The 26,109-nt window shown below is 46.5% G+C and carries 22 protein-coding genes; 1 reads left to right on the top strand and 21 read right to left on the bottom strand.

Features of this window, described 5'->3' with window-relative positions; genetic code table 11:
• Window positions 1–106: 106 nt before the first annotated feature.
• The 10 genes from NFR99_RS05385 to argC all read right to left on the bottom strand — a co-directional run bounded on the left by NFR99_RS05385 (window position 107) and on the right by argC (window position 11,240).
• On the bottom strand, window positions 107–2,299 hold the full coding sequence (locus NFR99_RS05385) for a DNA internalization-related competence protein ComEC/Rec2 (RefSeq protein WP_251353104.1): 2,193 nt from the start codon (window positions 2,297–2,299) through the stop codon (window positions 107–109).
• 48 nt (window positions 2,300–2,347) lie between these two features.
• Entirely contained in the window at window positions 2,348–3,319 is a 972-nt protein-coding gene (locus NFR99_RS05380) for a GerMN domain-containing protein (RefSeq protein ID WP_120483667.1), read from the bottom strand.
• Window positions 3,320–3,330: 11 nt separating this feature from the next.
• Window positions 3,331–4,770, bottom strand: coding sequence for a sensor histidine kinase (locus NFR99_RS05375; protein WP_120483668.1), 1,440 nt, complete (start codon window positions 4,768–4,770; stop codon window positions 3,331–3,333).
• A gap of 13 nt (window positions 4,771–4,783) precedes the next feature.
• The gene (locus tag NFR99_RS05370; RefSeq protein ID WP_120483669.1) at window positions 4,784–5,473 is read right to left on the bottom strand and encodes a response regulator transcription factor; all 690 of its coding nucleotides are present in this window, start codon (window positions 5,471–5,473) and stop codon (window positions 4,784–4,786) included.
• A 12-nt stretch (window positions 5,474–5,485) separates the two neighbouring features.
• On the bottom strand, window positions 5,486–6,109 hold the full coding sequence (locus NFR99_RS05365; protein WP_251353102.1) for a helix-hairpin-helix domain-containing protein: 624 nt from the start codon (window positions 6,107–6,109) through the stop codon (window positions 5,486–5,488).
• 181 nt (window positions 6,110–6,290) lie between these two features.
• A complete protein-coding gene (locus tag NFR99_RS05360; RefSeq protein WP_120483671.1) occupies window positions 6,291–6,719 on the bottom strand; it encodes a DMT family transporter in 429 nt (142 codons plus the stop codon).
• A gap of 49 nt (window positions 6,720–6,768) precedes the next feature.
• Window positions 6,769–7,953, bottom strand: coding sequence for an aspartate aminotransferase family protein (locus tag NFR99_RS05355; protein ID WP_120483706.1), 1,185 nt, complete (start codon window positions 7,951–7,953; stop codon window positions 6,769–6,771).
• Window positions 7,946–8,845 (bottom strand): acetylglutamate kinase, encoded by a 900-nt coding sequence (argB, locus tag NFR99_RS05350; protein WP_120483672.1) that lies wholly within the window; start codon window positions 8,843–8,845, stop codon window positions 7,946–7,948. The genes NFR99_RS05355 and argB overlap by 8 nt, the downstream gene beginning before the upstream one ends.
• A gap of 47 nt (window positions 8,846–8,892) precedes the next feature.
• Complete coding sequence (gene argJ / locus NFR99_RS05345; protein WP_120483673.1) at window positions 8,893–10,113, bottom strand: bifunctional glutamate N-acetyltransferase/amino-acid acetyltransferase ArgJ; 1,221 nt, start codon at window positions 10,111–10,113, stop codon at window positions 8,893–8,895.
• Window positions 10,114–10,202: 89 nt separating this feature from the next.
• Window positions 10,203–11,240: an N-acetyl-gamma-glutamyl-phosphate reductase gene (argC, locus tag NFR99_RS05340; RefSeq protein ID WP_120483674.1), complete on the bottom strand. Its 1,038-nt coding sequence runs from the start codon at window positions 11,238–11,240 to the stop codon at window positions 10,203–10,205.
• 360 nt (window positions 11,241–11,600) lie between these two features.
• Here argC and NFR99_RS05335 point away from each other — a divergent pair, with 360 nt between their 5' ends.
• Window positions 11,601–12,830: an argininosuccinate synthase gene (locus NFR99_RS05335; protein WP_251353100.1), complete on the top strand. Its 1,230-nt coding sequence runs from the start codon at window positions 11,601–11,603 to the stop codon at window positions 12,828–12,830.
• 167 nt (window positions 12,831–12,997) lie between these two features.
• Here NFR99_RS05335 and NFR99_RS05330 read toward each other — a convergent pair whose 3' ends face one another.
• The 11 genes from NFR99_RS05330 to mscL form a co-directional block, all read right to left on the bottom strand.
• Entirely contained in the window at window positions 12,998–15,964 is a 2,967-nt protein-coding gene (locus NFR99_RS05330; RefSeq protein ID WP_251353170.1) for an Ig-like domain-containing protein, read from the bottom strand.
• Complete coding sequence (locus NFR99_RS05325) at window positions 15,928–16,560, bottom strand: endonuclease III domain-containing protein (protein ID WP_251353098.1); 633 nt, start codon at window positions 16,558–16,560, stop codon at window positions 15,928–15,930. Before NFR99_RS05325 ends, NFR99_RS05330 begins: the two co-directional genes overlap by 37 nt.
• An 18-nt stretch (window positions 16,561–16,578) precedes the next feature.
• On the bottom strand, window positions 16,579–17,145 hold the full coding sequence (locus tag NFR99_RS05320) for an SH3 domain-containing protein (RefSeq protein WP_158604848.1): 567 nt from the start codon (window positions 17,143–17,145) through the stop codon (window positions 16,579–16,581).
• A gap of 297 nt (window positions 17,146–17,442) precedes the next feature.
• Window positions 17,443–18,438, bottom strand: a complete 996-nt coding sequence (locus NFR99_RS05315; RefSeq protein ID WP_251353096.1) for a 2-hydroxyacid dehydrogenase — start codon at window positions 18,436–18,438, stop codon at window positions 17,443–17,445.
• Window positions 18,439–18,557: 119 nt separating this feature from the next.
• On the bottom strand, window positions 18,558–19,130 hold the full coding sequence (locus NFR99_RS05310; RefSeq protein ID WP_120483682.1) for a Maf family protein: 573 nt from the start codon (window positions 19,128–19,130) through the stop codon (window positions 18,558–18,560).
• Window positions 19,131–19,198: 68 nt separating this feature from the next.
• On the bottom strand, window positions 19,199–20,728 hold the full coding sequence (locus NFR99_RS05305) for a Mur ligase family protein (RefSeq protein ID WP_251353094.1): 1,530 nt from the start codon (window positions 20,726–20,728) through the stop codon (window positions 19,199–19,201).
• A 253-nt stretch (window positions 20,729–20,981) separates the two neighbouring features.
• On the bottom strand, window positions 20,982–21,998 hold the full coding sequence (locus NFR99_RS05300; RefSeq protein WP_251353092.1) for a nucleoid-associated protein: 1,017 nt from the start codon (window positions 21,996–21,998) through the stop codon (window positions 20,982–20,984).
• Between the two features lies 1 nt (window position 21,999).
• Window positions 22,000–23,535: an ASKHA domain-containing protein gene (locus NFR99_RS05295; RefSeq protein ID WP_251353090.1), complete on the bottom strand. Its 1,536-nt coding sequence runs from the start codon at window positions 23,533–23,535 to the stop codon at window positions 22,000–22,002.
• Between the two features lie 23 nt (window positions 23,536–23,558).
• Window positions 23,559–24,833 carry an FtsW/RodA/SpoVE family cell cycle protein gene (locus NFR99_RS05290; protein WP_120483686.1) on the bottom strand — a complete coding sequence of 425 codons (1,275 nt, stop codon included), beginning with the start codon at window positions 24,831–24,833 and terminating at the stop codon, window positions 23,559–23,561.
• A 267-nt stretch (window positions 24,834–25,100) separates the two neighbouring features.
• Window positions 25,101–25,559, bottom strand: coding sequence for a ribose 5-phosphate isomerase B (gene rpiB / locus NFR99_RS05285; protein WP_120483687.1), 459 nt, complete (start codon window positions 25,557–25,559; stop codon window positions 25,101–25,103).
• Window positions 25,537–25,995 carry a large conductance mechanosensitive channel protein MscL gene (gene mscL / locus NFR99_RS05280; RefSeq protein ID WP_135975784.1) on the bottom strand — a complete coding sequence of 153 codons (459 nt, stop codon included), beginning with the start codon at window positions 25,993–25,995 and terminating at the stop codon, window positions 25,537–25,539. Before mscL ends, rpiB begins: the two co-directional genes overlap by 23 nt.
• Window positions 25,996–26,109: the final 114 nt, after the last annotated feature.

The raw sequence follows: 26,109 nt of genomic DNA, 5'->3' as shown, positions 1-26,109 counted from the left end.
CTAATTATTATATTCTGCATAAATTCATTTTTTTCCTTTATTTTTTACAGATTTTCAGCAGATTTCTCTTTTTACGGCAGGCAGCCCCGAAAATCCCCGGCAAACTTTAAAAATTATCCCAAAAGCACCTCACTTCGAATCCTTTTCCCTCTGATGCTACTGTGACCGCGCCGTTTTCCATCGTCTTATAAACCACGCTCCCGGCGGCTTCCAGTCGCTGTAAAAGCTCCGGCGATGGGTGCCCATAAGGATTCTCCCGTCCACAGGATACGATTGATACTATGGGACGGGTCTGCCTCAGAAAGCAGTCCGGCGTAGAATTCTTTGAACCGTGGTGCGCCGCCTTCAAGACAGACACCTTTCCCGCCCTGCCGCTTTCTATCAACCTTTCTTCTCCTTCGCCTTCCACATCCCCGGTCAGCAGCGCCCGAAATTCTCCATACTGCACGGCGAGCACCAGAGAGTCCGCATTCTTATCTTCTCCCCTCGCCCCTTCTCGCGGAGCCAGGCATTCCAGCCTCGATTTTCCTGTGTCAATTTCCATCCCTTCATGAAACCGTACCACCGGAATTCCTCTTTTTTCTGCAGCAGCTATCACCGAACAGTATCTTCCATCCTGCTTTACAATCTCCGGCATCACCAGGCATCCTACAGATATTCCGGTATCCCCCTCCAGAATCTCCTCTGCTCCATTTACATGGTCGCCGTCCATATGGCTCAGAAACAGATAATCCAGCTTTGAAATCCCCTGGCATTTCAGAAATGGAATAATACGGTATTTCCCCACTTGTTCTACACCGCTGCTTCCGGCATCGCATAGAAAGTTTTTTCCATCTGCTCTCCAAAAAATGCTGTCTCCCTGCCCCACATCCAGGAACACCATTTCCAGCCCCTTTCTGTCATGGACAGAAAGCCCAAAGACAGCCGCAGACAGAGAACATCCATATAGCACTGCCCCGAAAATTTTCTTACTCTTGTCCCGCCGCTGCAGCGCAGCAAATACCAAAACTAAAATTCCATAATACAGAAAAATGCTTACAGCTTCGGGTTTCCCCCATATCTGCTCCGCCCCCGGTATCTCCAGGCTCAGCCTGCATAGCCTCTCCACAAACCACAATATATAATGGCAGGGCGCAAATACAAGAATTCCCGCTGCCGGAACGAAAATCCCCAACGCACTGCCTGCCAGCCCCGCTAGAAGCAGCACGGACATCAACGGCAAAACCAGAAGATTCACAAAAATCCCGGTCCATGAAAACTGATAAAAATGATATAGAATACATGGAAAAATCATAAGCTGTACGGACATGCTGATTAGAAGCCCGTCCGCCGCCTTCCCTTTTATTTTCACACGCTTTTTCAACACTGGATATAAATACGCCAGTCCCGCAACCGCCAGCACTGAGAGCTGGAACCCGCCCTGAAACAGAAGCTGCGGATTCTGGAATAAAATCAAAATCACTGCCAGCGATAAACTGTTTTTCAAATCATACGTCCTCCCAAAGACCTGCGCCCCCAGATAAACCAAAAACATCACAAATGCCCGGACAGCCGGAACACCCAGTCCCGTCATCATGCAGTAAATACCCATCACGCCTCCGGCAATGGCTCCTCCTGCCCCCATAGAAAGCCCCAGCTTCCGAAGCAGCCCGAAAAGCAACATCCCAAGCATAGAAATATGAAGTCCTGAAATTGCCAATATATGCGAAATCCCTCCATCCTGATAAAGTTTTTCCACCTCTTCATCCAGGTCATTCTTATCCCCCAAAAGCATCGCGCACATCAGAGAAGCTTCTTTCGGCTCCGCAATTCCATAGAGACTTTCCCTGAGCCTTTCCCGGATATCGACAATTAACTGCATCCAAAAGCTGCACTTTCCGTCAAGCAAAGCAATCCGGCATTTCATCATCAGCATTCCGATTTTTTGAGACTGATACCACTTCTCCATGTCAAATTGCCCGGGATTCCCCGCGCGTTCCGGTTCCTTCCACTCGCCGCTTACTTCCACGATATTTCCAATTTTTAAGGAAATTTCTTCCTTTAGAAAAATAATGATATTTGAATCAAACGATTCCTGATTTCCCTTTGATAAAATAGAATTGTTTTTAAGATATATCTGATTTGTTTTCTTCTTTTCCTGCCTGTAAATTTCTCCCCGCACCCGTATCCTGCGGCTTTCACCGGATTCCGTCAGGCGGGCTTCTAATCCCCCGCCTTTTTCCTCCAGGTTTCCCACCTGTGTGCACAGAATCCAGAACACGAAGAGCAGCGCCGCCAGGCATAGTGGCCTTCTGCCCATCCATCCTCTCCTTTCCCTCCGCGCCTTAACCAGACGCCCCCGCAGCCGTTATTCTTTGAGCGCCGGATCCACTCCGACGCCCGGCGTTATTGTTCCGTTCTCTTCCGGCTGAACCACAATTTCTTCATTTCTTGTAAGCCCCTGGCTTAAATCCACAGCGTCACGGAACTTTACTTCCGATTCCCCGTCTATCTTTATCTGTACCTTGTCAATATCGCAATTTTCACAGATAGAATTCACCACCGCATAAACGGCTGCTTCCGGAGTGACGGCCGCCGCGCCTGTCTGTCCATATGCTTTATCCAGGCTGATGATGCAGGTATCCTTTTCTACCGTCACGTCCAGGATCTTTGTGTCGGCCGGAACCGCGCTGCGAAGTTTCTCATTTTCCGGCCCTTTCACCAATTCCTCCACAACCAGCCGCTCCAGGGATTCATTGCTGGAATAATGAATATTCCTCATTTCTTTCACCAGCTTTTTCCCATCCTTATCTGCAAAATACAGGACAAGGGAAGCGGAATGATACGAATTTATCCCTTCTCCCTTTGTGTCAATAAAGCTGTCGTCACCCATTACACCAATAGGATTTCCCTGTACATCCGCAAGTTCCTGTCCGTTTACGGTAAACTCCACTGTTTCCACACCCGGTATCTGCACCAGTGTCTTCACAACCGCCGCCCGGCAGAATACTTCTGTAATATTATCCATCTTACTGTAAGTTCCGTTAAAATCCACTCTCAGATTCTGCTCCGTGCGCTTCACTGAAGTAATCCCGACCCCGTCAGGAATCGCCTTTTTATGTCCTACCTGCGCAGGAACCTCCCCCAGCTTGTCAACAAATTCCTGAATCAGCGCATCTCCCCCGGATGCCTGAGGCGTGTAATCCTCTGGTTCCAGCACAGTTCCATCTGCATTTACGCGGTAAATCTGATATCCTGATATCTCTGTCTGCTCTTTTTGGCATCCCGCCAAAACCAGAGACAGAAAAAGCACAAAAAAGATTTTTCCTGACTTTTCCATACGCACTCCCCCTATTCCACATGAACCAGCGGGATACGCACGGTAAATGTCGTTCCCTCGCCTTCTTTGCTGTAGACACGGATCGCCCCTCGGTGCAGAAGGATTGCGCCCCGGGTAATCGCCAGGCCCAGCCCTGTTCCGCCAATCTCCCTGGAATGGGATTTATCTACCCGGTAAAACCTCTCAAAAATATGCTCCTGCGCCTCCTGGGGGATGCCGATACCGGAATCTTCTACTTTCACATAAAAATACTTATGGTCAGAATTCAGGGACACATGCACCCAGCCTTCTTCTTTATTATATTTAATCGCATTTTCTATCAGATTCGAAAGCGCCAAAGCCAGCTTCGTCTCATCTACCTCCGCACGTACCGGCTTAAAGCTCTCCAGCACAAGCTCAATATCCCGCTTTGCCGCAATCGGACGCAGGCGTTTCAGAAGCCTTTCCAGGATTTCATTAATGCCGGTCTCCTGAATATTGACGTCCGCTGATTTCCTATCCATCTTCACCATGGAAAGCAAATCATTGATAATCTTATTTTCCCTGTCGATTTCTTCTGCAATGTCCGACATAAATTCTTTATACAGTTCTACTGGGACATCTTCCTGCATCAGCAGAGAATCTGCCAGCACCTTCATAGAAGTAATCGGCGTTTTCAGCTCATGCGACACATTCGACACAAACTCCTGCCTGGAATCATCCAGCGTTTTCATCCTTTTCAGCATACGGTTATAAGCATCCGACAAAAGCTGCGTCTCCTTATAATCCAAAATCGAAATATCCTGCTCCGCAAAGCCTCCCGTCATTTCCTCCAGGGATTTTGTCACTTTTTCAAAAGGCTTTACCAGCATACGGGAAGTATAAAACGCTATACCCAGAATCACAAAGACCATCCCGACCTGCAATAAAAACACCTGCTGGCTGAGCGCATTGCGGCTTTCCTGAACATCCTCTGTCGGCGTGCTCACAATCATCACGCCTTTTACTTCCCCGGTGGACGGATTCTTTACCGGAACCGCCATCTCAATAAAACGGCTCTTTTTATTCACTTTCAGGATATCTTCTCCCTGAAAGCATTTCACGACTTCTTCTGAAATAATTGTCTTATTCTCATCCAGCCCAAACGTATCTTTCACAATCATAAACTGGCTGTTTACAATTACAATACGCCCGTCGTAAAGATTCGCAAGCTGATTCAGTTCATTTTCAATAATTTCGGAACCCTTTTTCTCTATATAGCCGGAATCTACCAGCTGCTCCGCAATATTCATACATTGCCTCTGTACCAGGTTCCCCCGCTGCAGAATAGACTGATCTTCAAAGTTCGTCAGAATTCCATATTCTACCGCAAAAATAGGCAGGATACCTACCAGAAGCACGATGATAAAAAAACGGAACCGCAGGCTCTTTGTAAGAGTCAAAATAAATCCATTCTTTAGAAACTTTTTCACCGCCCGCTAACCTCTAATACTGGAAATAATAGCCTACGCCCCATTTCGTGTGGACATACTTCGGCTCGCTGGGATTCGCCTCAATCTTCTCCCGCAGCCTTCGGATATGTACATCAACCGTCCGCACATCGCCCAGGTATTCATATCCCCAGACAATATTCAGAAGGTTTTCCCTGCTGTACACTTTCTGCGGATTCTGCACCAGAAGCTCCAGCACGTCAAATTCTTTTGCTGTCAGATTAATTTCTTTTCCATCTACATTCACGCGTCTGCTCTCACAATCTAAAACCAGATTCCCTGCCTCGATGACCTGGCTTTTATTCTGTACATTTTCCTTTGGGGTAGTCCTCCTGATAATGGCTTTAATCCTCGCCTTTACTTCAAGGATATTGAAAGGTTTGGTAATGTAATCGTCTGCTCCATATTCCAGCCCCAGGATTTTATCCATATCGTCTCCCTTTGCAGTCAGCATCACTACAGGCACAGTAGAAAATTCACGAATCTGCTGGCAGACTTCCAGTCCCGTCAGTTTCGGAAGCATGATGTCCAAAAGCACAATATCGTACTCTTTTGCCTGCACCATCTCCAGCGCCTCCTCACCGTCATACGCACAGTCCACTTCCATGCCGTCCTGCTCAAGACTGAAACGGATCCCCTTTACAATCAACTTCTCATCATCAACAACCAAAACCTTCTTCGCCATTTTCCATTCTCCTTATACTGCTATTTTGTCCTTTATCTTCTCAAAGACAGCCTCACCGATTCCGCTCACATTCTTAATCTCTTCAATACTGCCAAATCTGCCTGCGGACTCCCGGTACTCCACAATACTCTCCGCTTTTGCCTTCCCGATTCCCGGAAGGACCGTCAGTTCCTCTGCAGCTGCCTCGTTAATATTAATTATTTTTTCTCCGGAACTCTCTTCCGCTCTGGCCGTCCGTGCATCCCGCTCCGGCTCCCAGCCGGAAGCTTCTTCCTTCGTTGGCACCGTAATCTGCTGCCCATCTTCCAGCGCTGCCGCCTGGTTCACAGCAAAACCCGCCGCCTCCCCGGACAGCCCGCCTGCCTTTTCAATCGCCTCAAACACTCTGGAACCTGCCGGAAGCTCTACTACGCCCGGGTATTCCACCGCGCCGCAGACATACACATATAGCACGGAACTCTCCGTTTCTTCCGAAGACGGCACCACTTCTGTTTCCCTGTCAGACAGCGTCACGCTCTCTGACTCTATGCCCGAAATCCGGTCATAAATCTGCACATTTTTGTCTCTTTCACATCCTGAAACGCAAAACAGCACTGCCAAAACAACAAATACCGCAAAATATTTTCTTCCTTTCATACCGTACATTCCTCTTTTCCCCGTTGGGCAAAGAGTCCCCTTATACAGTCAACTTTATTTTAACGGAAATACCCCACAATTACAACACATTTTTCACTTTTTGTCATATTTCTGTCATAGTTCCGTTATGGCGTTCCCCATTCGCATCAATTTGTAAAAATCTATTAGAAATTACCTGCCCTTACCATTTAAAAATCACAATCCCTATGATCGCCAACAGCATCCCGCCTGCCTTACGCCACTCAAAGGGCTGCTTATCCATACCAAACATCCCAAACAGCTCTATCAGGTACGCCACAATCAGCTGAGTAATTACAATTAGCATCGCTGCCTTTGCCGGTCCCAGGCTGCCCATAGCCTTTATCACAGTCACGGTGATAAACGCTCCCATCACGCCGCCCAGCAGCGTATATTTATCCGGTACCTCCAGTATACTCGAAAAGCTGTGCCTATCCGCAAAAAACCAGATAACCAGGCACACTGCCAGCGCAGAAAACTGCACAAAACTTGTGGAAACCCAAAGGCTGGTATTTTTCGTAACCTGTGTATTAAAGACCCCCTGAACGCTCATCAGTGCACCGGAAAGCATTGCGATTAAAATCCCTGTCATATAAAAACTCCCTTTGCATTTTTTGTTAGTATCTGCAAAGGGAGTTCTTTTATGCCAAACTCTTTTCCAATTTTTCAATCATCTCATCAATGTGTTCTTTTTCAATGACAAGCGGAGGCACCAGACGCAGCACATCGCTGCCCGCTGAAATCACCATCAGCCCGTTTTCCAGGCTCTGGTTCACGACTTCCCCCACAGACCGCCCTGTAACCACCAGCCCCTGCATAAAGCCTTTTCCTCTCCGCACACTCAGGCAATCATATTTTTCCACCAAAGCGTCCAGCCTTTCTTCCAGGTACGGCGTCAACGCTTTCACATGTTCCTGGATACCGGCTTTCTCAAAAATGTCAAGAACTGCTGAAACTGCCGCGCATGCCAGCGGATTTCCGCCATAAGTAGTCCCATGATCACCAGGAACCAGAGATGCGGCAGCTGTCTTTTCATTCAGCACAAACGCCCCCACCGGGATGCCGCAGCCCAGCGCCTTAGCACAAGTCATAATATCTGGCTCAACGCCATACTCCTGCCACGCAAACATGCTCCCTGTCCGTCCCATGCCACACTGGATTTCATCAAGTATCAGCAAGATATCCTTTTCCTCACAAAGAGCTTTTACTCCTTCCAGAAAAGATTTTTCTGCCGGATAAATACCGCCCTCGCCCTGAACCGTCTCAAGAATCACCGCACAGGTCTTTTCATTCACCTGCGCCTTAACGCTGTCCAAATCATTAAAGTCTGCAAACTTCACGCCTCCCATCAGCGGCCGGAACGCTTCCTGATAATGGAAATTTCCTGTTACGGACAGCGCGCCTACGCTTCTGCCATGAAAAGAATGGTTCATGGAGACAATCTCATGATCCGTACTCCCATCTTTCAGGTATGCATATTTCCGCGCCGCCTTAATAGCGCCTTCGATGGCCTCTGTCCCGCTGTTTGTAAAAAATACCTTTGACATTCTGCTTGCCTTGGCCAGTTTTCCTGCCGCGTCTGCCAGCGGTACATGATAAAACAGATTGGATGTATGGATGACTTTGTCAATCTGCTCCTTCAAAGCCTCGTCATAACCAGGATAATGGTATCCCAGTCCAAAAACGGCGATTCCCGCAGCAAAATCCAGATATTTTTTCCCATCCGTATCATAAAGGTATACGCCGTCGCCTTTTTCCAATACAATCGGAAAGCGGTTATACGTATGCAGAACATGCGCTTCCGCTGCTTCCATATAATCATTCATTGGCTTCATAGTACCGCTCCTCCTCATCTCCGATAATCGCCGTCCCTACGCCGCGGTTCGTAAAAAACTCTAACAACAGGCAGTGGGCAATGCGTCCGTCCAGGATATGTACCCGCGAAACCCCTGCCTTGATAGCATCCACACAATTCTGAATCTTTGGCAGCATCCCGCCGCCTACATTTCCGCTGGCAAGCAGTTCTTCCGCCTCCTTCACTGTCAGCTCTGAAATCAGGCTGGATTTATCCAGCGGGTCACGGTATACCCCCTCAATATCTGTCAGAAATGCCAGTTTCGCAGCGCCTACCGCCGTAGCAATCGCACATGCCGCATCATCCGCATTAATATTAAACGAATGGTAATTATCATCAGAGCCAATCGGGCAGATAACCGGAACAAAATCATTGTCCAGCAGCGTATTCAAAAGCCCTACATTAACTTCTTTTACTTCTCCCACATAGCCGATATCCTTTCCCCCTGAGAGCTTCTTATCCACCCGGAGCACGGAGCCGTCCTTTCCGCAGATACCTGCCGCATGTACGCCTAACTTTTCCATCATAGATGCCAGGCCTTTGTTCACCTTATTCAAAACCATTTCTGCCACTTCCATAGTCTGCTTGTCCGTCACACGCAGCCCATTTACAAAGTTTGTTTCAATCCCCAGGCGTTTTGTCCATTTCGTAATTTCTTTTCCCCCTCCATGGACAATAATCGGCCGGAATCCTACCAGTTTCAAAAGCGCCACGTCACGGATGACACTCTTCTTTAAATCATGGTCAACCATAGCGCTTCCTCCGTATTTCACCACGATTGTTTTCCCGTGAAACCGCTGTATGTAAGGCAGCGCTTCAATTAAGACACCTGCTTTTTGCAGCCAATTTTCCATTGATTCCATATCTTTTCATCTCCTCATAAAATATATATTGCTGTTCGCTCTGCTGTTTATGAGCGGTAATCTGCATTAATTTTCACATATTCATATGTAAGGTCACAGCCCCAGGCGGTCGCGTGCGCATCCCCCATCTTCACATCCGCAATGGCAGTTACTTCCTGTTCCGAGAGAATCTTTGTAGCCTCTTCTTCACTGTATCCCGTAGACACACCGTTTTCAATAATCTTCAGCTTCCCGGCTGCGCTCTCAAAGTACAAATCCACCTGTTCCGGGTCAAACTGTGCCCCGGAATATCCCATTGCACACAAAATACGTCCCCAGTTAGCATCATGCCCGTAAATTGCCGCTTTCGTAAGGCTGGACGTCACAATGGATTTGCTCAGCGTTACCGCCTGCTCTTTCGACTCCGCACCGATTACTTTTACTTCAAACAGCGCCGTAGCCCCCTCGCCGTCCCCCGCTATTTTCTTTGCAAGTTCTGTGTTAACATGATTCAGCGCTTCTGCAAATTTACGATAATCCTCCCCTTCCTCTGTAATTTCCGGATTTCCCGCCACGCCATTTGCCAGCAGCAGCACCGTATCATTCGTGGATGTATCACCGTCCACCGATACCATATTATAAGTATCTTTCACACTTTCACTCAGCGCTTTCTGCAGCATCTTCTTCGAAATCGCCGCATCTGTAGTTACAAAACTCAGCATGGTGCACATATTCGGATGAATCATACCTGAGCCTTTACACATACCGCCAACGGTAACCGTCACACCGCCAAGTTCCACCTGAACTGCCGCCTCTTTTTTTACAGTGTCTGTGGTCATAATCGCCTCTGCCGCCAAAACACCTGCCTCTTTCGTATCTTCCAGAAGCGGTATCATTCTTTCAATCCCCTGCTTTATCGTATCCACCGGAATCTGCTGTCCGATTACTCCCGTAGAACCCACCAGCACTTCTGTTTCGTCAATCCCCAAAAGCTTGGCCGCTTTCCCGGCTGTTTCCCGGCAGTACCCATAGCCTTCCTCCCCGGTACATGCATTCGCCACTCCGCTGTTTACCACAACTGCATGCGCTGCGGGATGGTTGTATACAATCTCCTGATCCCATTTCACCGGAGCCGCTTTCACCACATTTGTCGTAAACGTTCCTGCTGCTGCACATGGAACCTTACTGTACAGCATTGCCATATCCTTTTTGTTCTTTTTGATTCCGGCATGAATACCGATTGCCTGAAATCCTTTCGCCGCAGTAACGCCGCCCTCTATTACCTGCATTTTCATCCTCCTTTATTTCCGCAAACACTGAGCCAAACGCCGTGCTCGCACAAGCATTTGGCAAATGCCGCAATCCAAAACAGGGTTTCCTATGGGAACATAGGCACCTGGCAGAGTCCCATAGACTCCTCCAGTCCAAACATCAGATTCATATTCTGCACTGCCTGCCCGGCCGCTCCCTTTACCAGATTATCCATAGCTCCCATCATGATGATACGGTTAGTACGGAAGTCCAGTTTAAAGTTTACATCTACATAATTGCTTCCTTCCACCCACTTCGTCTGCGGGCATACATCTTTATCCAGTACCCTCACAAACTTCTCTGTTCCATAATATTTATCATAAACTGCCTTAACCTCATCATAAGTAACTTCTTTTTTCAAAGACGCATAAGCCGTCACCAGGATTCCCCTGTTCATAGGAGCCAGATGCGGAGTAAAGTTCAGCACAACCTTTTCTCCCGCCGCATACCCCAGCTGCTCCTCAATTTCAGGTGTATGCCTGTGGGTAGATACGCCGTACGCTTTCATATTTTCATTCACCTCACAGTAAAGGTTGTCCACCTTTGCCCCTCTTCCCGCGCCGGAAGTTCCTGATTTCGCATCAATAATAATCGTATTCGGATGAATCAGACCTTCCTTCACCATCGGATAGATAGACAAAGTACTGCAAGTTGGATAACAGCCGGGGTTTGCCACCAGCCTTGCCTTTTTCACGTCCTCCCGGTTAATCTCACACAAGCCATAAACTGCCTCGTCAATAAACTGTGGGGACTTATGCGTTATCTTATACCATTCCTCATAAACCTTCACATCCTTGATGCGGAAATCTGCACTCAAGTCAACAACTTTCACCTTCGACAGAATTTCTTCATTGATAATAGAGGCACAAAATCCCTGGGGTGTTGCTGTAAAAATCACATCAGCCTGCGCCGCCAGTTCCTCCATATTATCATCCAGGCATTTACTGTCCACAATCTGGAACATATTCTGAAATACTTCATAATACTTCTTATCTATGTAGCTTCTCGAGCCATACCAGACAATCTCTGCCTGCGGATGCCCCATCAGCAGCCGGACAAGCTCGCCTCCCGCATACCCCGTCGCTCCGATAATTCCTACCTTCATTTTTTCATTACTCCTTTTTCATTCCTTTTTTCAAACTGTAACCATCATAATACAATCGTCTGTTCAAGTAAAGTTCTTTTCAAAAATTGCGGTTTGTATTCTGAACTCTAATTTCTTGCATTCCGCTTTACGCACGCAAGAATAATTATACATTTTCTTTGTATATTATGCAATATTTTTTTTCGGTTTTTATGTTTTTTACCGTATTCATCCTGAATACATGCATTTTTATTCATTTCTTCCAAATTTATACTTGCATAATCCCGGCGATTGCTGTATAGTAAGGGATAGTCAGGCATGGGAAGCTTACCAAACTGTTACATGCCAATTGAACATTTACTATATGAGGAGGAATTGTATATGAAAGAAAAAGTTATTTTAGCCTATTCCGGCGGATTGGATACTACTGCTATCATACCGTGGCTGAAAGAAAATTTTGATTATGAAGTTATCTGCTGCTGCATCGACTGCGGGCAGGGAAATGAATTGGACGGCCTGGAAGAGCGGGCGAAACTTTCCGGCGCTTCCAAATTATATATCGAAAATATCATCGACGAGTTCTGTGATGATTACATCATGCCATGCGTAAAAGCAGGCGCTGTATATGAAAATAAATACCTGTTGGGAACCTCTATGGCACGTCCGGTTATCGCAAAACGCCTGGTAGAAATCGCCCGCAAAGAAGGCGCTACTGCAATCTGCCACGGCGCTACCGGAAAAGGAAACGATCAGATCCGTTTCGAACTCGGCATTAAAGCGCTGGCTCCTGATTTAAAAATCATCGCTCCCTGGCGTATGACAGATGTATGGACGATGCAGTCCCGCGAGGATGAAATTGAATACTGCAAACAGCACGGCATTGATTTGCCTTTCTCTGCTGATTCCAGCTACAGCCGCGACCGTAACCTGTGGCATATCAGCCATGAAGGATTAGAGCTGGAAGAACCTGGAAACGAGCCAAACTACGAACATCTCCTTGTACTTGGTGTTTCTCCTGAAAAAGCTCCGGACGAGGGTGAATATGTCACAATGACTTTTGAAAAAGGTATTCCTACCTCCATTAACGGGAAGGCAATGAAAGTATCTGAGATTATTACCACACTGAACGAACTCGGCGGCAAACACGGCATCGGTATCGTAGATATCGTAGAAAACCGCGTAGTAGGCATGAAATCCCGGGGCGTTTATGAGACGCCAGGCGGAACGATTCTGATGGAAGCACACGAACAGCTTGAAGAGCTGGTGCTTGACCGCGCTACCATGGAAACAAAGAAGGATATGGGTAACAAATTTGCTCAGATTGTATACGAAGGAAAATGGTTCACACCACTGCGTGAAGCTATCCAGGCATTTGTAGACGTGACCCAGGAATACGTGACCGGAGAAGTAAAGTTTAAACTTTACAAAGGCAACATCATCAAAGCTGGAACTACTTCCCCCTACACTCTGTATAATGAATCTCTGGCAAGCTTTACCACCGGAGATTTATATGACCACAATGACGCCAGCGGCTTCATTACTCTGTTTGGCCTGCCGCTGAAAGTCCGCGCTATGAAAATGGCGGAAGTCGAGACTCAGAAAGAAAATTAATGTATTTAGAAAAGGATGAAATCCGGCAGATTGGATTTCATCCTTTTTTGTATATCCTCCGCTTTTTCAAAAAACGGAGCCACTGCTCCTGCAGGCTGTCTGCCTGCCCTCGCAATAGCCCCGTTCTCATTTTTCACTTTATACAGCCATATCTTACAGCGCCATAACTATTTTACTTTTGTCTTCTTTCCTGCGCCTGCTTTTTTCAGCTTCTTAAGCAATTTTACTTTATCCTTTTTGCTCATCTTTTTAGCTCTTACTACCAGCTTCGCAGATGTTTTCTTGAATGCGCCGCTCTTGATATTCTTCAGCGCTTTGCCCTTGAGCTGAACGCTCTTCAAATTCTTACAGCCCATAAATGCCTGTTTTCCAATGGTAGTAACATTATTACCTAAAACTACTTTTTTGAGCTTAGTGTTTCCGCTCATCACTTTGTCTCCGACCTGAACAACTTTAAATGTCACTTTATTCAGTTTAACGCTTGCCGGGACATTCAAGCTCGATGCTTTCTTATTATTTACTGATACAAGAGCCGCAGTTTTTTTCTTTGCATCAAGTACCTTGTAACGTCCTGCCCCTGCTTTAATCACATCACCTGGCTTTGGCGCCGGGGTTGGATTCGGTGTTGGGTTTGGTGTCGGGTTTGGTGTTGGGTTTGGTGTCGGGTTTGGTGCCGTCCCTTTTTTCACCAGCTCGTTTTGTGCTTTTATCAAGTCAGCCAAATACCCTTTAAGCTCATCTGCCGTTGCATTATTCAGGTTTTTCTCCAATGCCGCGATTGCACTCTGCAGTTTCGCATAACTTTCCGGCGTATACAAACTGCCATCCACACTTTTCGCTGCCGTCAATTTCTGGGATGCATCCGCTTTCTCGGCTGCTGAAGCTGTGCGCAGTAATGTATATGTCTTCGTTGTCTTGCCATCTTCAGAACAAGTAATAATCATCATAACATCATCAGAGGGCGACAATATCGTTACAGCTGCGTTTTCAGGGTTTTTCACTTTGATATCTGCCAGGGAATCTACCCGATAAGTCAATACATCCGGAGCAAATCCTGCAATCTCTGCGCCTCCTACCGTAATACCGCTCAAATCAGCCGAGGTGTTCTCTTTATAGGAAACCGTTGTCTCTATAATCTCAACTTCTGTCAGGCCGGTCCATTTGCCCGTATCACGTCCCAAAGAAATCCTTATGGCAATCGGATTTATTGCCTCTTTTAACTGGAAACTGTGACCGTTTTCTACCTTTCCGGGTTCTGACGGCAGTTCTTCCAGTTCTTCATGTTCAATAGGAACAAAATCACTGCCATTCAGTGAATATTCGAAAGCAACACTGGTCGGGAACTGATAAGTAGCAACATCCTCATAATAGTAATACAAATTAACCTGATCCACCAAATGCGCAGTATCCCATGCCATAGTTATAGTAGCCGCACCTGCGTTATTTCTTTCGGGCCAATTTGACCAACGTTCACTCTGCCCATTTGTAGGTGCATATTTAACTCCATTTGTTATTGCCGCCAGAGTATCACCCGTCGCATTTGACTGCAAGTCGCTGGCATCCGGTGCAATATTCTGCCTTGTTCCATATACAGGCTCCGCCACACGAATCCTTGCTGTAACCGGGTAGGTCTTACCAAGTATACTAACACTTCCTGCAATTTCTACAATTTTTCCAATTTCAGAAAAATCTGCTGCGCTGATACCGGATGTATTCCAGGTAACCTGCGCTTCCTCAAAAGCAGCCCCATCTGCATAATAGGTCATAAGTGTTGGCGGAAGCGTTGGCATTACGCCCTTCGGAGTGATTCCTGAATAATTCTTAGCTCCCTTAATCTCTCCATATACATGCACTGTCATAGACACTGCAATTTCCTGCCCATCATTTGATATAGAGCCGTTCACTTTAAATAATCCTGTCTTTTGCAGATTCGCTTTGTCATAAGAATCCCATTCGATACTTAAATTCTTATTTGTTCCGTCTGCTAACGTAGCAGCTACCGTAACCGGTAAGGTAATAGAAGCAGTTCCTACACGTGCATAACAATGTTTTGACATCTGGTAGCTTACAATTCTATTTTCCACCTGTCCCTCCGGCAATTTTGTATTTACCTCGACTGCGGCTCCGGTTAAACCTGATGAAGAAATATTTACTGTAAACCCGCCTGCCTTCGTTGTAGATCGTACGATTACCAGCGCTTTACCCGCATATGCTTTAATATGCGCAGAAGTTTTGCTGGTAAGGACGGAAGCCTGCTGATACTTATCTACCGTTGCCTGATCCCCATTGTCCACGCCCATGATTTCTCCATTGCCTTCCAGTTCAAAAACAATGTCATTTTCTGCGGCAGTATCCAAAGTCCCTGCGGCATCCTGCACATCTACAGAAATATATGTCAGGCTCCTGCCGTCAGCTGCAATCTCTTCCTTGTCGCATTTTATTCCCAGCTTACTTGCCGTACCTGGTGTAAGCACCTCTCTATTTCCCTGACAGGTATCTGTAATTTCCTTTCCGGTCTCGTCGAAAGCTTTTGCTGATATAGTTCCAGCCTCATATTCCACATCAAAAACCGAATATAGCGGGCTATACATTTCACTATATAAATCACTGCCGCCGCTGAGAGAGCTTGCATTGTCACTTGTCACGGCTGTACACAATGTACTTCCTGTCGCCGTGTAAGTATAATAAATATGACCTGCCTCTGTAATATTTACTGTGCGGGTTGCTGTTCCGATTTCTGTCCCATTGCGATACAGTTTTACCGTCGGCGCATTACTGTAAACTGCAACCGGTGTCTTGCCCGAAGTAGAATTCAACATATTATCGCCATCCCATGCAGTAACCAGATGCAGTGTATTCGCATTTTTATTCCACTGGCTGCGATAAAGATAATAATTATCCTTCGGAAAACCTGATGTCTCTACGATTCCAAAATAACTGCTGTTCGGCTTTGCGCCGCGTCCGCCGTCTCCTGTTCCTGTTCCGTTCCAGGGAGTCGGCTCACCTATATAGTCAAAACCTGTCCATACACATTCCCCTGCAAGCCAATCCCTGGTATAAACATTATAAATAGATTCATGTGCTGTTTTCCCCCAGCCTACCCTGGAATTTTGCAGATGTCCTCCAGGCAGCATCTGTCGCAAAATGGCTTTGTCCTGGCAGTACACACATCTCTTCCATGATAAACCAGGCGGTGGCAGAAATCACTGCCCTCCTCCGGCGGGATAATTTTCCACAACGCCATTTCTACCTTTTTCGGCTCTTTGATCCCATCCACAAGCCCCATCCTGTTTGTCAGCCGGATGCAGTGGGTATCTGTCACAATCGCCGGCTCGCCAAATACATCCCCCATAATCAGGTTCGCGCTTTTCCTCCCTACACCCGGAAGTTTTAAAAGCGCATCAAAATCTTTCGGTATGTTTCCGCCATACTCATCTTTCAGGATTTTCATGCAGGCGCTGATATCCCGCGCCTTGCTCTTTCCCAAGCCGCAGGGGCGCACGATTTCTTCAATCGCTTCCATTGGAGCTTCTGCCAAAGCTTCTACATCCGGATATTTTTCATATAGTTTCTCTACCACCACATTTACCCGGGCATCCGTACACTGCGCCGCAAGCCTGACACTGACCAGAAGTTTCCACGCCTGGTCGTAATCCAGCGTACATCCTGCGTCCGGGTACTCTTTTTTCAACCGTTCGATAATCTCTAACGCCCTCTGCTTCTTTGTCATTTTGTATCTCCCCTGTCTCTAAAAAAATCTGGCTCCCATATATCCAACCATGCCGTCCACACGCACTTTATACCAGCCGCCTACATCCTCCAGGAATTCTACCGTTGTTCCTGTCCAGTATTCACCGATGATTTCTCCTTCCATACTCGGCTCTGCCCGCAAATAGCAGCTCCCCTGCATCGTCAGGTACACCGGCTGCGGCTCTGTCTCGGACTCCGTCTCAGATTCAGATGGAGGTTCTGTCTGAGATTCTGTTTGAGGTTCTGTCTGAGATTCCGTTTGAGGTTCTGTTTCTTTTTGAGTCTCCACAGGCGCCTCTGTATTGTTCTTGTTTGTTTCCGTATCCTGCGCATCTTCTGCGGACTCCGTGGTTTTTTCCGATTCCACCGTCTCCCGCGCGCTCTCGGTTTCCGTAATCTTCACCGCTTCTGTGTGCTTCGCCGCTTCCTTCTGTCCCCTTCCGTCATTTACCACTTTTGAATAAATGCTGACCCCTAGAACTGCCGCCCCCATAATCAGCAGTACAATCAATGCCAGAAGAATATATCTCAGATTATCGGAAATCCATTCCTTAAAACCATTCATCTTTTGTCTCCCTTCATTCCCCATTTCCTCATATTATAACACACATCCCTTCCATTGTGAACTGCACAAAAAACGAATCTGCCCATTTGATAATTTCGTTATTATTCACAATAACCTGACTGCCATAAGAAAAAGGACTGCCCGTTCCGCAGTCCTTTCTTATATGAAGTCAAAACCCCCGCTGCAAGCAACGGGGCATCAAACTTGAAGCGCCCCAAGGGGCGGGGTATTTGACCCTCGCGGCAGTCGCCAAATGCCTGCAAACAGTCACTTGGCTCGTTGCTCGCGGGAATAAAATCATGCACAAAGCTCGTTTCCGTTCTTCCTGCCCTCCACAAATGCCTGCGCATTGTCAAGGGTCGTACGGCTGATGGCCTCCAATGCTTCTTTCGTGAGGAATCCCTGATGGGAAGTTACCATTACGTTGGGGAATGATAAAAGCCGCGCCATCGTCGAATGACTCAAAATCTGTTCGGACATATCCTCGTAAACACTGCCCGTTTCCTCCTCGTACACATCCAGACCTACTGCAAAGAACTTACCATCACGGATTCCCTGCACCAGATCCGCCGTTTTAATCAGCGCCCCCCTGGACGTATTTACCAGAATCACACCATCTTTCATCTTGTCGATGGCCTCTTTATTAATCATATGATAATTTGACTCGAACAACGGACAGTGGAGCGAAATCAAATCCGACTCTGCCAGGATATGGTCGAAATCCACATATTCCACAAAATCCAGAGACGGATTCTGATGCGTATCATAGCCAATAACCCGCATCCCAAATCCATGACAGAGCCTTGCCATCGCCGCGCCAATCTTTCCTGTTCCTATGATTCCCGCCGTCTTTCCATATAAATTAACTCCCATCAACCCACTAAGGCTGAAATCATTTTCACGCCCTTTTACATATGCCTTATGCATATGGCGGTTTGCAGTCAGCACCAGCGCCATAGCATGTTCCGCCACCGCTTCGGGTGAATAGCTTGGCACGCGCATAACTGTGATTCCCAGTTTTGCCGCTTCATCCAAATCCACATTATTATATCCTGCACAGCGCATCAAAATCAGCTTCACACCGCATTCGTGGAGAATATCTATCGTAGCCGTCCCCAAATCCATATTTACAAATGCACACACCGCTTCATATCCGTCTGCCAGCCTGGCTGTGTCCGCTGTCAGGTTAGGCTCGATAAAATGAATCTCCAAATCATGATAATTCTCTTTCTCCAAAAACTCCTTAAAAAACTTCTCATCATAGCTCTTTGTCCCAAAAAATAAGATACGCATAAAATACCTCCTTTTCTGTCTGCCAGAATCTGCTTCTCCAGGCAGATTCCTGCATAGTTCTCCGTACAAGGAAAGTATAACATGCGTATTTTCAAAAAGATAGGCTCTTTTTTATAAAATCAGCGCCTGGTAAACTCTTTCAGTTTCTGGTACAATTTCGCGACAGGAAGCCCCACCACATTGTTGTAGTCGCCGCAGATTTTTTGGATATAAACCGCAGCGCGCCCCTGGATTCCATACGCTCCTGCTTTGTCCATGGATTCTCCCGTATCAATATATTCCTGTATCTCTTTTTCCGTCATTGGGTAAAACGTAACATCTGTTTTCTCAGCAAAAACTTCTAATCTCTCCTTCCCTGCTTCTTTTGCTATCAGCGCCACGCCTGTATATACCTGGTGGGTCTTTCCCTGCAGCATAGAGAGCATGGAAAATGCCTCTTCTCTGCTGTGCGGCTTTCCAAGAATATTCCCTTCTGCCGCCACAATCGTATCAGCGCCGATGACCAGTGCATCCTCTTCTCTCTCTGCCACTGCTTTTGCTTTTAAAAACGCCAGTTCTTTCACGATTTTGTCCGGCGCATTCTCTGTAACAACTTCTTCTGCATCGCTGGCTTTCACTGTAAATACAATGCCTGCCTGCGCTAAAAGCTCCCGCCGCCTCGGCGATGCGGAAGCAAGTACAATCTGTTTCATATTTTGCCTCCCATATATTATTTCCAGGACGGCCAAAACAGGCTGTCCTATTTTCAGGAGGCCGACTGCTATCCTGCTATTGCGCTTCTCCGCATATGCCTCCTGTTGTATTCCCGGATTCCAATCTGTACAAATTCTCCATCTGTAGGGAACTTGTAAGAAATCTTTCCATATTTCTGCCGTGCCTCATTTCCTTTCCCAAGTACCAGCAGCACCGTTTTTCTTTCTACCTCCTGAATTGCACGCTGAATAGCCTGTCCCCTGTCCTCTATGTATTCATAAGGACATCCTGTAACTTCCAGATATCCTCCAATCTCCCTTGCAATATCCTGTGGAGACTCTATCCCCGGATCGTCTGCCGACAGATAAACCTTCTCAGAAAAAAGCCCTGCAATAAGCCCTAAATCTCTCCTTCTGTTAAAAGCTTTTCCTCCGGGACAGCCAAAAATAGTCACAATTCTGGCGTCCGGATGCTCCATCAGCACAGAATCAAATAATTTTTCAAAACTCAGACGGTTATGGGCAAAATCTACAATAACCTGCAGCCGCCCGTCCGCGCTCACATACTCTTCCATCCGCCCCTGAACCTTTGTCTTTGCCAAACCTGCCGCCATATATTTCACCGGAATTCCCATAGCATAAGCCACGGCAATGGCAGCAAGCGCATTTTCTACATTAAACATGCCGTGCATAGCAAGCGTAAAATGCTGCCGGAACTCCCTGCATTCCACATCAAATGAAAGCGTTCTGTCTTTCATGCAGATATTGCTTCCGAGAATATCAGGATTCCCTTTTGTCCCAAAAGTAATTACCTGATCAGACATTCTTGCCGCAGCCAGCACTCTTTTCGCCTGGTCAGAGTCCAGATTTACACACGCTGTCTTTGTCTGTTTAAAAAGCGAAAGTTTTGCACTGAAATAGTCTTCAAAATCCTCATGCTCCGTCGGGCTGATATGATCTTCTGATATATTTAAAAATACTCCCACATCAAACTTAATTTTTCTTACCCGATGGTATTTGAGCGCCTGGCTGGACACCTCCATTGTCATATGGCTTATTCCTGCATCTACAGCATTTTTTAAATGCCGGAAAAGTTCCGGTGACTCCGGCGTCGTTAGCTTTGATTCCTCGCAGGACATTCCATCGCAGGTTTCTATGGTAGAAATCAAACCGGATGCCTTTTCCTGCTTTGCCCGCAAATATTCATCCATAATCGCCCGGATATAATAAACTGTCGTAGTTTTCCCCTTCGTCCCGGTTACTCCCGTAAGGAAAAGTTCCTCATCCGGATTTCCATAGAACGCTTTTGCCAGTACGGGCATAGCTTTTCTCATGCTCTTCACCCGAATATAAGGAACTTCCTCTTCCGTGCCGTAATACTGCTCACTCACATACGCCACAGCTCCCCTTTGCAGCGCCTCCAGCAGATAATCTTTTTTAAACGCAGCGCCTTTGCACAGGAATAACGTATCTTCCTTCGCATCTCCTGAACCATAAGTCATATGATAAATGGGTGATTTTGCTTTCTGGTACAGATTATATGATACGACCAGTCCTTCCTCCATCAACAAATCCAGATACTGTTTTATATTCTTCATCTTTATCCCCTCACTTACACTTACCCTTTATCTATTAGAGTCCGCTTTTCGTTAAAAAGTTTCACTCTTTTCAAAAATAAGTATAAGCTTTTGGGCATTCCAAAATAAACACAGCAGTGTAAACATGTTGTAAACGAGAACTGAAGATTTTCTTATATTCCTCTATACCATTTTTGATACAACTCTCATCTTCTGTCACTGCGCATCGGAAACTATCCGTCTGGCACAATGCTATTCTCAATAAAATCTCCCGCTACCGGCTCTCAATTTTTCCAATATTTTTAATCAGCATAGAAATTGTCCCGTCAGGATTTGTAATAAATTCAATCGTATCTTTATTATCATAGGCTTCCATCGGGATTTTAATCTCGATCCCTGTATCTGTCATCAGATGCTGTTTCTCAAACTTCCGGGTAGTGGCTGGGTTTTGCGGCGCTACCGGAGTGTCCGCAATGTTCCATTTATCCAGCTTTTCCAGCACTTCCTCTTCCATTTCTGTCTTTCCTTTGAAAATCTTTCCCAAAACTGCCGGAACATCCAGACTTCCTTTCTCCGCCAGCTCCTGGCTGATAATACTCTTTGCCTCCATCTGAACTTCAAACTGCTCAGACTCGTCATAATATTTTTTCTGTACATCGGCAACTGTCCGGTTGAGAATTGCCAATCTTGTCTTCGAGGACATGGAACCCTTACATTTCAAAAAAACTGTAGAAAAGTAATTAGTTTTTACACCATTTACTTCGTACTTTTTTTCCAGCAGACGGATAGAATAATCCTCCAGGCTGATTAGCGCTGCCTCCGAAAGCTTCTGTTTCTCTCCCGGAAGGATTGCTTTGTATTTCAGAACGTCATTCTGATTCCCCCACGGGTCTGAATTCGTCATATGGGTATATTCCGTCTTATAATTCATCTTCAAAAGCGCCAGGTAAGGATGTCGTTCTACCGAATACTGCACCACCAGAAGGTCTGCGGCCGGAATATCAATATTTGCATTCATCACCTGATAAAGCTCCACCGCAATCTGCTTTGAAACATCTACGAACTTCTCGTCTTCCCAGGAAGCAAGAAGCGGATATACCGCTGATTCCTCTTTATCAAAACTACAGCTCTTAATATCATCGCTTCCCGCAATTCGCAGGATATGCCCCCGAAGAAAATCCCCGAAATCCGAACCATGCTCCAGCTCTTTATCTGACAGCACCGGAACCCCTACACTGGAATCTAAAATATGTATAATTGACCGGGCAATACGTATATCTTCATTTTCCATATCAATCTCCTTCCTCCATATCCATCTGCCGCCGCCTGGCAAGCATTTCTGCCACAGACGGAAACTTCTCCAGATCGGTATGGGGGAGCGCCAGCGCCGCTGTCATCATCTGAAGAAAATCCTCCACGGCTCCGAACTGAATGTATACCATTTTATCCAAAATCTCATCAATTTCGTCCAGAATACTTTTGTCCAGTAAAACTTCCACCGCACCGTCCAGAGAGGTATTCCCGGGACTTATTAAACGTGTTCTGTCTATGTCGGGATACATGCCGATAGTAACTGCCGACTCTTTGGATACATGCTTTCCAAATGCGCCTGAAACATAAACTTTCAAAATCTCATCCAGAGACACTCCGGATTCCATAAGCATGTATTCCACCATTGTATAAGCTGCCGCTTTTGTTCTGAGGAATTCGTCAATATCCTCCTGGAAAAAAAACAGTCCCGGCGCGTATTCTACCGCTAAACTTCCGCCTTGCCGCTCAATCAGAGGGCTTTTCTCCGGATCCAGTTTCCCCCGCAGATCTATCCACCCATTCTTAAACAGCTCCGCCAGCAAATCTACAATACCTGAGCCGCAGATTCCCTCTGCCTTCCCTTCCCCCAAAACATGGCTGTGAATCTCCCCGTTTTCTATACGAACCCTATCAACAGCGCCCTTTACCGCCCGCATCCCGGTTCTCACCACACCACCCTCCAGAGCCGGGCCTGCCGCCCCGGCGCCGCACAGAAGAAATTCCCTGTTTCCAATAACCAGCTCGCCATTTGTCCCGATATCGAAAAAAATACACAATTCCTCTTCCTTATATATCTTTACAGCTGCCAGGCCGCTGGTAATATCTCCTCCCAGATAGTTAGATTTACCCGGATAACAGAACACATAGCCATTCACCGGAATTCCAATCTCTATTCCCTTCAGAAATCCGGGCTGGTCTGCCCAAACCGCATAAGGGGCAGCAAACACGCAGAACGCATCCAGCCCTAACAGGAAATGAACCATCGTCGTATTTCCTGATACCGTCATCTGGATGCATTCTTCCGGCCGAATCCCCACCGTTTCCTCTATTTCTTTTAGATTTTCCAAAATCGTATCTACAGCTGCCGAACGCATCTTTTCTAACGCCTCAGGAGAATCTTTACAATAAAAAATCCTCGTCAGGATGTCTGTTCCATACGCAATCTGCCGATTGTAATGGCCAGACTCTGCCAGAACCTGCCCTGTACAACAGTCCACCAGTCTTGTCACCACTGTTGTGCTTCCCAGGTCCGTAGCCAGTCCATAATGCTTTGCACTGGTATCTCCTGCCTCCAGACGAGTCACCATCCACCCGCTTCCTTCCCATGCAAGGGAAACCGTCACTTTCCAGCCTTCCGTTTCACACAATAGATAAAGTTCCTTCAACGACGCCAAAGACATGCGCGCTTCAATTCCTTCGGCACGCAGTCCCTCTATTATCCTCATCTGGCCAGAGCGGTTATCCTCTTCCGTAGGTTCATCCAGTTCCAGATAAATTTTTCTGCTGATTCCTTTCATCTGAATCCTCCCGGTTTTTAAATTTACTGCGCTTTCCTACGCTCCGGACGCAGCCCTCTCTGCGGATTCTGCGCCGGCTGCCCTGACACATTCTCTGCCGTCTGGAACTCAATCTGTTTCGAAACACTGAGAGCCAGAGCCATCTCTACCATCAAAAACACAATAGACGTCCCGCCATAGCTCACAAATGGAAGCGTGATACCTGTGGTTGGAATCATGTTTAATACCACTGCAATATTCAGAACCACCTGAAGCGCAATATGCGCAAAAATCCCGGTAACAATCAGTGACCCCAAAAGATCCGGCGCATTCTGTGCAATAAACATCAACCTGTACAGCATAAAAATAAACATCAGTGTCAGCATCGCCGCACCAAAAACCCCCAGCTCTTCACAGATAATCGCAAAAATCATATCATTCTGTGCTTCCGGCACTGCTGACAATTTCTGAATACTATTTCCCAGTCCTTTTCCGAAAAATCCGCCGGAACCAATGGCATACAGCCCTTGCATAACCTGATAGCCGCCCGCTGAAGAATAAGTCTCCGGATCTACCCATACCAGGAGCCGGTTCAGACGGTTCTGCAGAGAACCTCCGCTTTCCAGGCTTCCTACAAAATGAGCAAACCACTCAGACTCCGCAAATCTTCGTACAGCGTATACGGCAGCTACGATAGCCCCGCCTCCCAAAATAGCAAACCGCTTTGCTCGCGGATGCGTCACCCCCAGCAGAACAATCGTGATTCCGGCTATAATAATCGCCGTGCTCAGGTTACTCGTAAAATAAAGCGTACAAATAGAAGTAACTGCCCCCAGGAGAAGCACCATCGCCGGAGCCTTAAAACCTCTTATTTTCCTTCCCATCTTCACAATTACCACAGGCAGCAAAAGGATAATTGCCACCTTGCCAAACTCAGCCGCCTGAAAAGACACGCCGCCTACATAAATCCATCTGGTCGCACCATTCGCGGAGCGCCCGATAAATTTTGTAATAATGATTAAAAAATTTGCCGCCAAATATGCAATCCCTGCAAATTTGGCATAAAAATGATAATCAATCTGAGATGCAATCAACACGCCGGCCAAACATACCGCACAAATTTTCGCCTGTTTGCCGAAATACTCCATGTCCTTCGCGGCTTTTTCTGTTATCTGTGCCCGGTAGGCGCTGGCGCTGTACAGCATAATCAGTCCAAAACATGTAAGCAGAATCACAATTGCCAGCAGATTATAGTCATAATACCGCCGGCCTCCGCCTTTTACTCTCTTTTCATGGGATTTCCCTCTTGCTTGATTCATTCCAAAACTCCTATATCCGGCAGATATTTTCCATACCCTCAAACAACGCGCCAAACATCCATGCCTGCACTGCAAAATCACTGCTCTTTCAAGGTACGGACGCTTAACTTCTTTCCGGATTATCATAACACACTTTTTCCAAAAAGCAAACTGCTTATATCATAACCTTTCCGCACTTGAAAATCAGTGAAATATCAAAAGGCCTCCTTATGATAATTTATTTCATCATAGAAGACCTTTGATAACGCCTGACAATAAAACACCTTATTATTTTTCAACATATTTCTGTTTCTTTTCAATCTCTGTAAGATAGGACACCCTCATGTCGTGCCGCCCACCTTCATACTCTGTCTCCAGCCAGCCGTCCACAATCGCTTTTGCCGTCTCGATTCCGATGATACGTGCTCCGAATGCAAGCACATTGCTGTTATTATGCTGTTTGGAAAGCCGCGCTGTCACCGGCTCGCTGCACACGCAGGCACGGATGCCGTTCACCTTGTTTGCCGCCAGCGAAATCCCTACGCCGGTGCCGCAAATAAGCACTCCATAGTCTGCTTCTTTCGAAGCTACAAGGTTCGCAACCTTTTCGCCATACTCTGCATAGTTGCAGCTCTCATTTGTATCTGTTCCCACATTTATTATCTCATACCCCTTTCCCTCCAGATATTTGACGATTTCATTTTTCATTTCTACTGCCGCGTGGTCATTCCCGATTGCCAGTTTCATCCTTTATCTCCTTTCTTTCTAAATCTTCTTCCAGAATTGATGTACAATGCGGACACCTTACCGCCTCCAGCGCTATCTCGCTCCTGCAAAACGGACATGTCTTCGTTCTGGGCGCCGCTGTTTCTTCCCTGGGCTTCATCCTTGATGACGCGGCGTTCATAGCTTTAACAATACTGAAAATCACCAACGCCATGATAAGGAAATTAATAATTGCCGTGATAAATTTCCCATAGTTCAGTGTCACTTCCCCCATAAGCGTAACACTCAGCTTGTCAAAATTCAGCCCGCCAAACAGTCCCAGAACCGGAGAAATGATATCCTCTACCAGCGATGATACGATTCCCGTAAAAGCGCCTCCTATAATGATACCAACTGCCATATCCATGACATTCCCCCGACTGATAAATGTCTTGAACTCCTTCCAGAATTTTTTCATTCCGCCTCTCCTCTTCTTATGTATTTTCTGAATCCTTGCTTTTATTATAAAGTATTTTTTTCTGTTTCGCAATTTTTTTCCTGCATTTTCGTCACAAAAGTCCTCACTGTATAG

Source organism: Hominisplanchenecus murintestinalis, assembly GCF_943193015.1.
Classification (GTDB): domain Bacteria; phylum Bacillota; class Clostridia; order Lachnospirales; family Lachnospiraceae; genus Hominisplanchenecus_A; species Hominisplanchenecus_A murintestinalis.
Note: the sequence above shows the minus strand (reverse complement) of the source record. Positions and strands in the feature narration are given on the sequence as shown.